10 protein-coding genes and 1 pseudogene are annotated in these 13257 nt (G+C 57.0%); 10 read left to right on the top strand and 1 reads right to left on the bottom strand.

What is annotated here, in order from left to right; genetic code table 11:
- Positions 1 to 280: 280 nt before the first annotated feature.
- Positions 281 to 1344: pseudogene (locus DMX10_RS30350) on the top strand (Mrp/NBP35 family ATP-binding protein).
- A 181-nt stretch (positions 1345 to 1525) separates the two neighbouring features.
- Here DMX10_RS30350 and DMX10_RS30345 read toward each other — a convergent pair.
- On the bottom strand, positions 1526 to 2257 hold the full coding sequence (locus DMX10_RS30345) for a GntR family transcriptional regulator (protein WP_228480168.1): 732 nt from the start codon (positions 2255 to 2257) through the stop codon (positions 1526 to 1528).
- A gap of 346 nt (positions 2258 to 2603) precedes the next feature.
- On the opposite strand from DMX10_RS30345, the gene DMX10_RS30340 reads away from it, so the two are divergent.
- The 9 genes from DMX10_RS30340 (at position 2604) to DMX10_RS30300 (ending at position 13053) form a co-directional block, all read left to right on the top strand.
- Complete coding sequence (locus DMX10_RS30340) at positions 2604 to 4307, top strand: ABC transporter substrate-binding protein (RefSeq protein ID WP_228480169.1); 1704 nt, start codon at positions 2604 to 2606, stop codon at positions 4305 to 4307.
- 64 nt (positions 4308 to 4371) lie between these two features.
- A complete protein-coding gene (locus DMX10_RS30335) occupies positions 4372 to 5412 on the top strand; it encodes an ABC transporter permease (protein WP_051488630.1) in 1041 nt (346 codons plus the stop codon).
- Complete coding sequence (locus DMX10_RS30330; RefSeq protein ID WP_051488631.1) at positions 5409 to 6254, top strand: ABC transporter permease; 846 nt, start codon at positions 5409 to 5411, stop codon at positions 6252 to 6254. Before DMX10_RS30335 ends, DMX10_RS30330 begins: the two co-directional genes overlap by 4 nt.
- The gene (locus DMX10_RS30325) at positions 6251 to 7909 is read left to right on the top strand and encodes an ABC transporter ATP-binding protein (protein WP_170915843.1); all 1659 of its coding nucleotides are present in this window, start codon (positions 6251 to 6253) and stop codon (positions 7907 to 7909) included. The genes DMX10_RS30330 and DMX10_RS30325 overlap by 4 nt, the downstream gene beginning before the upstream one ends.
- Entirely contained in the window at positions 7906 to 8865 is a 960-nt protein-coding gene (locus DMX10_RS30320; RefSeq protein WP_042929868.1) for an NAD(P)-dependent oxidoreductase, read from the top strand. Before DMX10_RS30325 ends, DMX10_RS30320 begins: the two co-directional genes overlap by 4 nt.
- Positions 8866 to 9035: 170 nt before the next feature.
- Positions 9036 to 9944: an allantoinase PuuE gene (locus DMX10_RS30315; protein WP_042929870.1), complete on the top strand. Its 909-nt coding sequence runs from the start codon at positions 9036 to 9038 to the stop codon at positions 9942 to 9944.
- Between the two features lie 9 nt (positions 9945 to 9953).
- Positions 9954 to 10715, top strand: a complete 762-nt coding sequence (locus tag DMX10_RS30310) for an SDR family NAD(P)-dependent oxidoreductase (RefSeq protein ID WP_042929871.1) — start codon at positions 9954 to 9956, stop codon at positions 10713 to 10715.
- 149 nt (positions 10716 to 10864) lie between these two features.
- Positions 10865 to 12304, top strand: a complete 1440-nt coding sequence (gene hydA, locus DMX10_RS30305) for a dihydropyrimidinase (protein WP_042929872.1) — start codon at positions 10865 to 10867, stop codon at positions 12302 to 12304.
- On the top strand, positions 12301 to 13053 hold the full coding sequence (locus DMX10_RS30300; protein ID WP_042929873.1) for a 2-keto-4-pentenoate hydratase: 753 nt from the start codon (positions 12301 to 12303) through the stop codon (positions 13051 to 13053). Before hydA ends, DMX10_RS30300 begins: the two co-directional genes overlap by 4 nt.
- The last annotated feature ends 204 nt before the right edge of the window (positions 13054 to 13257 follow it).

The following is a 13257-nucleotide window of genomic DNA, read 5'->3' as shown; positions in this document are numbered from 1 at the left end:
TCAAACCTGAGCAAGGACGCTCAGTGAAACGCCGGAAGGCAACTTGAAGTGGCTTGCAGCCACTTCGACAGCAGGCACATCCGACCGGCTGGCTGCCGCTAAAGCTACTTTTTCAACAGAATCGGCCAAAAGCTGCCCTTCACATTTTTTGTTGTAGGAGCGAGCTTGCTCGCGAAAAGCTTTATCGCCTTATTCGCGAGCGAGCAAAGGCTTGGCGTCCCCCTCGCTCCTAAAAAAATGTGATTGAGAGGACACTTCACCGTCCGCACGGGAGCTCACCATGACACTTCACCGCTTTGCGACATTCAGCATCCATTTAACACAGCAGGCCGAACATGCCCTGCCCCAATGGATTGAACCCTGCCTCGGTTGCGACCTAATCAGTGCAGGAGCCATACGCGAGCTACGCAGCGACGGGACGCACCTGCACCTGCACCTGCATAACGAGCTGGGCTTTCCGGCAGAAGGCTACCGTGAGTCACTGAGCCGGGCGGTGAAGGCTCTGCTTCTGGCCCATACCAATGCGGCTTCGGTGGAGATAGAAATCGAATGGGCTGTCAGCGCGGCCTCGATCACCCGCCAGACCCTCCCGGGCGTCAAACACATGATCGCGGTCGCCTCGGGCAAGGGCGGCGTGGGCAAATCCACCACCGCGGTCAATCTGGCGCTGGCCCTGGCTGCCGACGGCGCCCGCGTCGGCATGCTCGATGCAGACCTCTATGGGCCCAGCCAACCGCGGCTACTGGGTCTTAGCGGTCTACCAGATACTCGCGACGGAAAGTTGCAACCCATGATCGGCCACGGTGTGCAATGCATGTCGATCGGCTTTCTCGTCGATGAGGAGTCGCCGGTCATCTGGCGAGGTCCGATGATCACCCAGGCATTGACCCGCCTGCTGCAGGAAACCCGCTGGGAGAATCTCGACTACCTCATCGTCGACCTGCCGCCGGGCACCGGCGACATCCATCTGACCCTGGCGCAGCGGATGCCGGTATCCGCCGCGCTGATTGTTACTACGCCGCAGGACTTGGCGCTGTTGGATGCTCGCAAGGGGCTGCGCATGTTCGAGAAGGCAACGTGCCGGTGCTCGGGATCATCGAGAACATGAGCCTGCATGTCTGCAGCGAGTGCGGTCATGAAGAGCACATCTTCGGCAGCGGTGGGGCACAACGCATGGCCGACCAGTACGGTAGCGAGCTACTTGGTGAATTACCGCTGGATATGCGTATTCGCGTGGGCGCAGAGACGACGGCGTGCCGGTTGTCATCGCGGAACCGACGGGGACTCTTGCACGGACGTACCAGACGGTCGCTCGGCGGGCGGCAGCACGGTTGTCGCTACTAGCGCAGCATGCGGCACCGTATTGCCAGCAGTGATTGAAGCCTGACGAACAGTTTCAAAATGGTATCGCTGGACCGTTCCGAAGCAACGGCGTTAATCCCACCGCACCGCACCGCACCGCACCGCAGCGCAGCGAGCAGCTGTCGAATTGAAAACTGGCGCACAAGTATTCGGATGGATCAGCTCAGCCGAAGATCGCCTCGAGGTCCGCCTCCGAGTCCTCGGGAAGCGAAAGATCCAGCGTAGCCTCAACGTGATTAAGATGGCTGAGCATCAATGCAATAGCTCTATCGGGATTACCCTCTTCCATCGCTGCAATGATGTCGGAGTGCTCATGGTTGGGGCAGGCCGGAACGTTGGGTGAGTCGTAGAGTAAAATTATCAAGCATGTCAGGGACGCCAGTTCACGCATTAGCCTGATCAATGGCGGACTACCAACCATTTGCGCGATCAGCGTATGAAATTCCCCGGATAAGCGAATTACTGCCCGCTTGTCGCCATCCTCACGGGCGGCCCGTTCCAGGGCCACATGGTCATACAGACGTTTGAATGCACCGCCGTCAGCCTTGGCAACCAACGTACGAATCAGAGCGGGCTCAAGAATGCGGCGCGCTTCAAAAACGTGCCTGGCCTCCTCAACGGAGGGGCTAGCAACGTAAGCCCCACGGTTGGGGATGGTAATAACTACCCCCTCATAAGCGAGTCGCGCCAGTACTTCGCGTACGCGTGTGCGATTCACCTCGAAAACGCGCGCAAGCTTTTCCTCAACCAATTTAGTACCCGGCATTAAACGGTGTTCCATCACCGCATTAAGGATGCGTTCGTAAATGCTATCTCGCTTATCTGCAGTACCAACAATCTGGCCCGTGCTACGAGCTTTGCGAGGGCCTGTCGGCGAGCTTCCTTCGTTAAGCACGAAAAATTCCTCAGTAATAAGTGCCATATGCTGGAGCAGATTGTCACAAAATCTCAGAAACTGTCCACACCCGCACTAAAACTTATCACGGATTAGCGGTTTCGCACCAAGTGCGTGCAGCGTATCAGCGCTGGCTTTCGCACTCTTTAACGATTTTATACTCGGCCAAAATGGTCAGAAAGGCCCATTTATAAAGGGCTTAGCTAGGATTTCGAGTTGGCAACATTGTTAAGAGCGGTATGACACATCAATGGCACAGCCCTTGCTTTGGATTGCCACAGGTATTTAGTGTTTTGCCACAATCCGAAACGACAACTACCTCCATTACCGATGGCTTGACGCGCCAATGAAAGCCAACGATGTCCCGCAGGCGTTACCTGCAAGGCACCCCCAGCTTTTCGAAGGCTTAATCCAAACCACATGCGAAGTGACCTACGTAATGAAAAATAAACTGATGCACGTCTTCAAGAGGCCGACAGCTGTTGCCCTTACGTTTTTTTCGCTCTTCAGCATGGCGATAGTTCCGAACGCGCTTGCTCAGGAAAGAAATTCGATTCTGGTAGTGGCGGGGCCGCGAACTCCAGAATCGCTCGACCAGGAATATCCGCCAACTGAGGCGACTCACGAATCCAAAAAGAATATTTACGAGCGCCTGTTGGCCTATGCACCAAAAGAGATAGACGGCGTTCAGACCGAGAACTTTGACAAGCTCGTCGGAGCCTTGGCTGAAAGCTGGGAAGTCTCTGATGACATGACCAGCATCGTCTTTCATCTGCGTGACGGGGTTAAGAGCCCAGCAGGCAACACGATGACGGCTGACGATGTCATGTGGTCGTTCGAGCGCGGCTGGAACATGAACGCCAACTTCCGCTGGTATATGGGCCAGGTCCTCGGCATCCAGAATTACAACGACGCGTTCGAAAAGATCGACGACATGACGGTCAAGGTCACGGTGCCTAGAACCTCGCCGCTGATCGAACGGATCTGGGCCAACAATGACCTGGGTATTCTGGACGCTGAAGCTGTAAAGCAGCACGTCACTGAGGATGACCCCTGGGCTTCCAGCTGGCTGTCGACCCACTCTGCTTCGTTCGCTCCCTATCAAGTGACCAAGTTTCGTTCCGGGCAAGAGGTCGTTTATGAGGCCAACCCGAACTACTACCGCGGAGCACCACGCCTCGAAAAAGTCATTTTCCGCGAGATGCCGACCTCTGCGAATCGCCTGGCCGCGCTTCAGGCCGGAGCGGTCGACGTAGCAGAATGGCTTTCTCCCCGAGAGCTCACCATGCTGGAAAAGAACCCCCAGTTGAAGATTTGGCAGGTGTTCGGCAACTACATCCATCGCGTGGAGATGAACAACACGACACCGCCTTTCGACAACATCAAGGTACGGCAGGCGCTGAACTATCTAGTACCACGCGAAGACATCTTAAAGGCCGTCTATTACAACAAGGCACGCCAGACCAAAAGCCCTATCTCGGAGATCTACCCGTCCTACACCGACGAGTACTTTACATATGAACAGGACGTCGAAAAGGCAAAGACTTTACTGAAAGAAGCTGGACTAGAATCAGGCTTTAAAACTCAACTCGGTTACCGCACCGGAGATCTAATCGAGGAAGAAATAGCCGTCATTATTAAAACTGCCTTTGCCCGTGCGAACGTCGATGTGGAGCTCGTCAAGCTACCGGCCTCCACGCTCGTAGAAAGATACTCCAAGGGAACTATTCCCATGTATTTCTACCGCGATATGGCCATTGTTCCGGATGCAGCGTACGTCGCAAATCTTTGGCTAAACAGCGCTTCTCTTATCAATTATTCAAAGTTCAAGAGCGACGAAGTTGATCAACTCATCAACGATGCACTGTCCAGCACTGATGAAACGAAGCGTGATACGGGCATGAAGCGCGTCCAGCAGATAGTTATGGATCAAGCACCCTGGATATTCCTGATGAACCCCGGATATCAACTTGCGACGCGAGCCAACGTGGCCGGTTTTAGCTGGTACACACCAAACAGCAATAGCTGGTACGACTTTTACAAGGAATAAGTAGGCCAAAGGGGGCACAGAAACGTGTGCCTCCACGCTTCGCACGATTACAAGGAAAAACCCTATGAAATTCGGCATGTTGCTAAGGTCCCTGCCTCGCCCGCTACGCATCGTTCTGGGGAGAATAGGCGTACTCGTTCCGCAGATGTTCGGCGTTCTGCTCGCAACGTTTCTGCTCATCCGACTATTACCGGGAGACCCGGCCCTGCTGATGCTTGGCAACATGGCCACTGCCGATCAGATCGAGAGTCTGCGGGAAAAACTCGGGCTGAATGCCAGTGTCTGGACGCAGTTCACCAGTTACCTGTCCACGGTTATCCAAGGTGATCTTGGAACATCCATGTTTACCTCCAACCCGGTGGTGGTAGACCTGCTCGATCGGGTTCCAGCGACGCTTGAGCTGATCACTTATGCAATGCTCGTCACCATTATTACCGCCGTCTCGCTCGCGGTAGTTTCTGTAATCAAGCCCAAGGGGCTGGTTAGCAAGTTCAGTAAAGTATATGGGCTTGCCGCGGGTGCAGTGCCTGACTTCTGGGTCGGGCTGTTGCTCATTTACTTCCTCTTTTATGTAGCCGGCATCGCCCCTGCACCATTCGGGCGCCTGGACCCAATAATTTCAGCCCCTCCTCCGGTTACCGGCTTCCTGACCATAGATACGTTGTTAGCAGGCGACACCGAGGCGTTTGCCTCCGCAGTGGGTCGGCTGTTTCTGCCTGTGCTTACGTTGGCCACCGTCAACGCAGGCGCATTGATGAAAATGACGCAGATGGTCTTTGCAGACAGCTATCGCAGCGAATACATCCGGCACGCACGTGCAAGTGGATTATCCGAGTGGAAGCTGGTTCGTATTGCATTGCGCAATAGCCTGCCGCCGATCATTACGATGGTCGGGTTCCTCTTCGGCTTCCTGCTAGGCGCCGCTGTACTTGTAGAAACGATCTTCGCCTGGGGCGGCCTTGGGCAGTATGCCGTCTCCGCTGTAATGAACAGTGACTATCCAGCATTGCAAGGATTCGTCCTGGTAGCGGCCGCATTCATCCTTATTGTTTACACGGTCGTGGATGTCCTCTACGGCATCGCCGACCCGAGGATTGAAGTATGAAAATATTTCCTGGATCACGCAGAGCAACGGCCAAGGCAACCCTGGCGATCGGATTGATACTGCTCGCTTTGCAGTTCTTGGCAATTGTGTTCGCTCCCTGGATCGCGCCGTATTCGCCTGTAGATGCAAATCCACTGAACGCGCTTCAAGAACCATCCCTGAAGCATTTGTTCGGCACCGATGTGTCGGGCATGGATATCTTTTCGCGCGTTGTTTTCGCTACTCGCATCAACCTGCTGATTAGCGTAACGGCCGTTGCCATCGCATTCGCTATCGGCGTCCCGATTGGTCTCGCGATCGGATACTACAAGGGCTGGATCAGCTCTTTAGCGATGCGCATATTCGACTTTGTGCAGTCATTCCCGGTATTCGTACTGGGCATGGTTCTGGTGTCGGTTATGGGCCAGGAAATCTGGAACGTTGCCATCGTCCTGGCCGTTCTTTTCACACCGGTGTTCGCTCGGCTGATTCGCGCAGAGGTTTTGTCACTTCGTGACCGCCCCTTTATAGCGGCCGCGCGGTGCAGTGGCGCGACAGACCAGACGATCATGTTCAAACACATCCTGCCCAATGCACTCACTCCCGCGATTGTACAAATCTCGATCAGCATCGGTATGGCCATTTTGCTGACAGCGGGTCTCTCCTTCGTCGGCGCCGGGGTACGGATGCCAACGCCTGAATGGGGGCTCATGGTGAGCAATGGTGCTCAGCATATGATTCTCGGAATCTGGTGGGTCGCTTTGTTCCCCGGTCTTGCCATCGTCTTCTCAGTACTGACTTTCGCGCTGCTTGGAGACGCTGCGAAGCAAATATTCGACCCTCAGAACAGGAGCATTTCATGATGGACGCCACGGAACTGCTGCTGGACGTACGCAATCTCTCCGTCCGCTTTGATAACCCTGCAAAGCCGCCGGCATTGAGTGATGTGAGCTTCACTCTAGGCAAAGGCGAGATCCTGGGCATTGTGGGCGAAACGGGCGCAGGGAAGTCTCTGCTGGCCAGAGCCATTATCGATATGCTCCCCGCGGAAGCGCGCATCACCGAGGGCGAAGTCCTGGTGAATGGCCAATCAATCTCCAGGATGACTGATGAGCAGAAAAGAGGGTTTCGCGGGGGTGAAGTCGCGCTCATCGGCACAAATGCCAAGGCCCTTCTAGACCCGGTAGTAACGGTTGGCGAGCAGATCGCCAGAGTCCTGCGCGCACACCGAGGCATCGGTAAAGCCGAAGCCTGGAACGAGTCGATCCGTCTGTTCGAGCAGGTGGGGATTGTTAATCCCGAAAGAAGAGCCCATGCCTACCCACACGAACTCTCGGGTGGCATGGCACAGCGCGTAGTCATTGCCATGGCGCTGATCGCGCAGCCGAAAATACTGCTTGCCGACGATGCAACACTCGGCCTGGACGCAACCATACAGCTGCAAGTGCTGGACTTGCTGGTGCAAAAAGGCCGCGAGCTCGGGCTGGCTGTCGTATTGATTACGCATGATCTCGGCATGGTCGCGAGCTACTGCGATCGCGTAGGGATCATGAAGTCAGGCCAGTTGCTTGAGCTCGAAAGCATTCGCTCATTCCTGACCGATGGCCCGAAACACCCTTACAGCCGCGAGCTACTCGAAGCTGCGAAAGTCCGGCCTCTTCCCATGAGCACAAAGCATGTGCATAGCGAGGTGGATACAGCACCGTTGCTCGAGGTTACAGACCTCGTGAAGACATTCCATATCAAGGGGACATCGGAGGTCGTTCGTGCGGTCGACCACGTGTCTCTTTCGATCCGACGTGGTGAGACGCTGGCGCTTGTCGGCGAAAGCGGATCGGGCAAGACGACCATGGGGCAATGCCTGGTTCGCCTGTTGCAGCCCGATTCGGGATCAATCCGATTCGACGGTACCGAAACGTCTACCTACTCAGACAAGCAGTTCAGGGCGGTACGCCGTCGCATGCAGATGGTCTTCCAGGAACCCTACGTGGCCCTGAACCCGAGGTGGCGTGTTCGCGATCTCGTGGCCGAGCCCCTGAACCTCGGAGAGCCTTTGACGCGCTCACAAAAAGCGACGCGTGTGCTGGAATTGCTGGATCTGGTCGGCATCGCCAGATCGAAAGCTGAGGTTTATCCGCACGAGCTGACAGCCGGCGAACAGAAGCGCGTCGGCGTCGCCAGAGCGTTAGCGGTCAACCCTGATTTTGTGATTTTCGATGAGCCGACAACCGCTCTGGACATCCGTGTACGAGCCCAGATCATCGACCTGGTGCGCGATCTTCAAAAGCGCATGGGGCTATCCGCCCTTTTCATCACACATGACCTCAACTCTGTTCGCTCACTGGCGCATTACGTCGCGGTAATGCGTCACGGCAAAATCGTCGAGCAAGGGCCGACCGAGCAGATTTTCGCTAACCCGAGGGAATCGTACACACGCAAGCTCCTGAATGCGGAGCTCCCCATCGAAATTCGGCCTGACGTGGACGCGCGCAGCCTCCAGACCGCGGAGGAGCTATGAACCGCGATCTCTCGTCGAACAAACCCGTCCTCGTCACCGGTGCGGCTGGCCTTGTAGGGCGCCAGTTAGTGCGCCGCCTATCCGAGCAGGGGCGCTCCGTTCTGGCAGTCGACCGGTTTTCTTCAGTAACTGAGGAGGGAATCGAGATTCAGGAATGCGACCTCGGTGACGTACACGGACTACACGCCATAGCCCAACATGGCATCGACTCGGTCGTGCACTGCGGTGCTTATTCGGGCCCAATGGTCGCCCGTGATGCGCCCTACTCAATGGTGCAAGTGAACATCGTTGGCACTGCCAACATGCTTGAGCTTGCGCGCATTCATAACGCTCGAAGGTTCGTTTACTGCTCCTCGACTAGCGCCTATGGCGTTACCAAATCGTCACCGGTTATGGAAGACAGCGCGCTTAGACCAGCGAGCCTCTACGGCGCCAGCAAAGTCGCCTCGGAATATATAACCACTGCCTATGCCAATCAGTACGGACTTTCCGCTGTGAGCATTCGGCTCTCCTGGGTATACGGACCTGGCCGGACCACTCCCTGTGTCATCCGCACCATGATCGAGGATGCGCTAGCAAATCGCCCTACCAGGCTGCCTTTTGGCTCGGACTTCCCTCGCCAATTTATCCATGTCGACGATGCGGTTGATGGGCTGGTGAGCGCACTCGACGCCCCCACCTTGCCAAGGGCGACATACAACATCACCGGCGACACCCGAACGACGCTTGAGCAAGTCGCAGCGTTGGTGCGCGCTGTGTTCAAGGATGCTGACATCGAGTTGCAGCCGGGTCCGGATCCAGTCGACGAACTCCAGGAAAAGTTCAGCATTGAAGCTGCGCGGCGAGATCTTGCATACGAGCCCAGGGTTGCTCTTGAGCAAGGCATACGCGCTTACGCGAACTGGATCAAGATGGCTCAGAGTAAGGAATCTGATGACCCAAAAACCGCAGGCTAAAGCCGGGCCGCAGATCGAATCCAATGCGCAGACGTTTTAAAGCCTGAGCGGACGATTCATCTCTGGCACAGCGGGCAACCTACCTATCACCGACTTCACATGCTCGACGATGAAAACTCTCGTCCGTGCGAAGTCGGCCACGATCTCAACCTTAAACAGGTATCGCGCATATGAACGATTCTGAAAGAGATTTCGTCGGCTATGGCCGCAATCCACCAGACCCCAAATGGCCTGGCGGAGCACGCCTCGCTTTGAATTTCGTACTCAATTATGAGGAAGGGTCGGAGCCGTCGATACAAGACGGCGAGAGCTCCACTGAAACCTGGTTTACCGAAAGCAGCGGACTCAACACCGGCGTTCTGGGCCGTGATCTCGCTGCCGAGGGTTTATTCGAGTACGGAAGTCGCGTCGGCTTTTGGAGGGTCATGCGGCTTTTCCAGGAGCGTTCGATGATGGCAACGATATTCGGCTGTGCGCTCGCCCTAGAGCGAAATCCGGATGCCTGCGTAGCCATCAGAGAATCGGGCTTTGATGTCTGTTCGCACGGCTGGCGTTGGATCAAGCATTACGGGTTATCCGAAGAGGAAGAGAAAGAGCATATCCGCCGCGCTATCGACTCTCTTGAACGAACAATCGGCACTCGCCCTCAAGGCTGGTATTGCCGTTACTCGCCGAGCACCAACACACGACGTTTGCTCGTGGAGGAAGGAGGCTTTCTCTATGACTCGGATTATTACGGAGACGAATTACCCTTCTGGACTCAAGTCGGCGGAAAGCCGCATCTCGTTGTTCCCTACTCCCTGACCAATAACGACGGGCAGTTTGCCGCAGGCGTCAGTACCGGAGATCAATGGTTTTCCTTCCTCAAGGATGCCTTCGACATGCTCTACAAAGAAGGCCGGACGCAACCCAAGATGATGTCTGTCGGCCTTCATCTCAGACTTGTGGGCCACCCAGCCCGAGCAGCAGCGCTCGAGCGCTTCCTCGACTATGTCTCGACCTTCCCCGACGTCTGGATCACGCGGCGCATTGATATTGCCAAGCATTGGATGAGCGTTCATCCCGCACCTCACAACTAAGGATGCATCATGACTAACGTATTTGATCTGACGGGCCGCAAGGCCGTTGTGACCGGTGGTAGCCGAGGTATTGGCGGTGCGATAGCGGAACTGTTCCTGGAGCACGGCGCGGAGGTTGCGATCTGCCATCTCGATGACCACGACAATGCTGAAAGCTTCAAAGATCGGCTGAAAACCAGGGGGCTTGAGCTTCATTCCACCGAATGCGATGTATCGCATCCCGCAGCGGTAGCGGCCTTCGCCGAATGGGCGCAGGAGCGCATGGGCAGCGTGGATATCGTCGTCAACTCGGCAGGTCTGGGTGGCGGCGACCGCCCGTTCTCGATGACAGACGACAGCGATTGGGACCGAATCGTTGGAGTGAACCTCCGCGGAACCATGTTAGTCACCAAAGCCTTCTTCGGAGCGATGGTTTCACGCAACTATGGCCGCATCATCAACGTCGCGTCTCAATTGGCCTATAAAGGCGCCCCCGGCCTTGCCCACTATTGCGCGGCTAAAGCTGGGGTCGTGGGCTTCACGCGAGCGCTCGCCTATGAAGGGGCGCCATACAACGTGATGGTGAACGCCATTGCCCCGGGCCCGGTAGACACCGAACTCCTGCGCAACCACAGCAAGGAATGGCTTGAGGCCAAGAAGGCGCAATTGCCAATCGGACGCTTCGGGCATGTAGCCGAAATAGCCCCAACCGCCCTCCTGCTGGCGTCTGCAGCGGGCGCGTTCTATGCCGGCCAGACACTGTCACCAAATGGTGGCGATGTGATGCTTTGAATCCATATCAGTAAATGACTGGCACCGTGCGGCAGCTCCTGGCGGCTTCATGGCGCAACGGCGCATGGGAAAAACTTTGTTCCGCAGTCTGCGGATCGCAGTTTCCTCGGGCCATTGCCGGCGGGCCGGTCACTATTTCAGAGACTTGAATGAATACATTCGACACAGTTATCCGCAATGCCCGCGTAGTCACCGCGGCAGATATTTTTACTAGCGACATTGGCATTCGCGACGGGCGCATTGCTGCGCTGGGAATTGACCTGCCGACTGGCCTCAAGGAAATCGACGCCAAAGGCCGACACGTGACGCCAGGTGGAATCGACAGCCATGTGCACCTGGACCAGCCGACCGGAGACGGTTCGATCATGGCTGACGACTTTCTCAGCGGCACAGTCTCCGCAGCCTGCGGCGGCACCACTACGGTGATCCCGTTTGCCTGTCAGCAAAAAAGCAAGAGCCTGCGCGCCGCCGTGGAGGACTACCACCGCCGCGCCGGTCAGAAGCCGGTGATCGACTATGCCTTCCACATGATCGTTACCGACCCGACGCCGGAAATCCTGCGCGACGAGTTACCGGCGCTGATCGCTGAGGGTTATACCTCTTTCAAGATCTATATGACCTACGACGCCCTGAAACTCAGCGACCGCGAGATTCTGGATACCCTGTCGGTCGCCCGCAGCGAAGGTGCGATGGTCATGTTGCATGCGGAGAACGCCGACTGCATCGCCTGGCTCACCGAGCGCCTGCTCGCCGCCGGCCACACCGCGCCGCGCTACCACGCGACCTCGCGACCGATGCTGGTAGAACGTGAGGCGACACACCGCGCCATTGCCCTGGCTGAGCTGGTCGACGTGCCAATACTGATCGTCCACGTTTCCGGGCGAGAAGCTGTCGAGCAGATTCGCTGGGCGCAAAGCAACGGCCTCAAGGTGTACGCCGAAACTTGCCCGCAGTACCTGTTTCTGACCGCCGACTCGATGGGTTGCGACGACAGCTTCGAGGGCGCCAAGTGTATCTGCAGCCCGCCGCCGCGAGACAAGGCCAATCAACAGGTCATATGGGACGGGTTGGAAAATGGTTCATTCGAGGTGTTCTCCTCGGATCACGCACCCTTCCGCTACGATGGCCCGGACGGCAAGAAAGCACACGGCGAACAGGTGTCCTTCGACAAAGTCGCTAACGGCATTCCCGGTATCGAAACGCGCATGGCCCTGCTTTGGTCCGAAGGCGTACGCACCGGGCGGATCACTCCCCAGAGCTTCGTAGCGCTGACCTCGACCAATGCCGCCAAGCTCTATGGCTTGTACCCGCGCAAGGGCAGCATCGCCATCGGTTCGGACGCAGACCTGGTGATCTGGGACGAAGATCAAACCTTCCACCTGGACAACAATCGCCTTCACCACAATGTCGATTACACCCCCTATGAAGGCATGCACCTCAGCGCCTGGCCAGCAATGACGCTATCGCGTGGCGATGTCGTGTGGGATGGCGAACAGCCGTGCGGCGATGCGGGCCGTGGTCAGTTCCTACCCTGTGCTCGGCCAGACCCGGCCAAGCCACGTCGCCGCCAGACGGAGATTCCGCTGTGAGCGAGACGCTGATCAAGTCCGTGGCCGATCGACTGATCGACAGCTGGCACAGCGGCCGGCGGCAGCCTGTGTCAGGGCTCTCGCTGCCGGACGCGAATGCTGCCTATGCCGTACAACGGCTGGTCACTGAAAGTCTTGGCTGGTTCGAGGGCACCCGCCCATGTGCTTGGAAACTCGGCGGCGCGCCGGGCGGACTGGTCAGCTGCGCCGCCATACCGAGCAACTCGATCCATCCATCGGGGTGGCAGGTCCCTGCGCGTTATGCTGTGGGACTCGGGATCGAAGGCGAACTGGCGATCCGGCTGGGACGGGACCTGTCAGATACGCCGGACATAGTTGAGATTCGTGCTGCCATCGACGCTTGGCTGCCAGCAATCGAGCTGTGCGACACCCGCCTGGAGGAAGACGCCAGGGTCGATCCTCTGCTGCGGTTAGCCGACCAGCAGCTCAACCGCGCGCTAATTCTGGGTGAGCCTTTCCTGCTAGTTGATCTCCCCGAATGGACACGGCAACCGGTTGTGTTGGAGGTAAATGGTCACAAACAGCTCGCAGCCACCGGCTCGCATCCCTTCGTCGATCCACTGGCCTCGTTGCCCTGGCTGGCCCGACACGCTGCCGAGCAAAATACGCCTTTGCGTGCCGGCGACCTGATTGCCACCGGCAGTTGGACAGGCCTCTACTGGGCGAGCTGGGGGCAGCGCATCGATGTCGGCTTTGGCAAATTCGGAAAAGCCACTCTACTGACCTGACGATGAAGCTGTTACGGGAGGCGCTCATGGCACCCTCCGCTTGTGGCCGAAGCGGTCTTTCACAGACGGCTGCTATCGGCCGATTCTGTTGAAAAAGTAGCTTTAGCGGCAGCCAGCCGGTCGGATGTGCCTGCTGTCGAAGTGGCTGCAAGCCACTTCAAGTTGCCTTCCGGCGTTTCACTGAGCGTCCTTGCTCAGGTTTGA

It is taken from the genome of Pseudomonas sp. 57B-090624, from assembly GCF_003234055.1.
In the GTDB taxonomy this organism is placed as follows: domain Bacteria; phylum Pseudomonadota; class Gammaproteobacteria; order Pseudomonadales; family Pseudomonadaceae; genus Metapseudomonas; species Metapseudomonas tohonis.
This window is presented reverse-complemented; position numbering and strand designations above follow the sequence as displayed.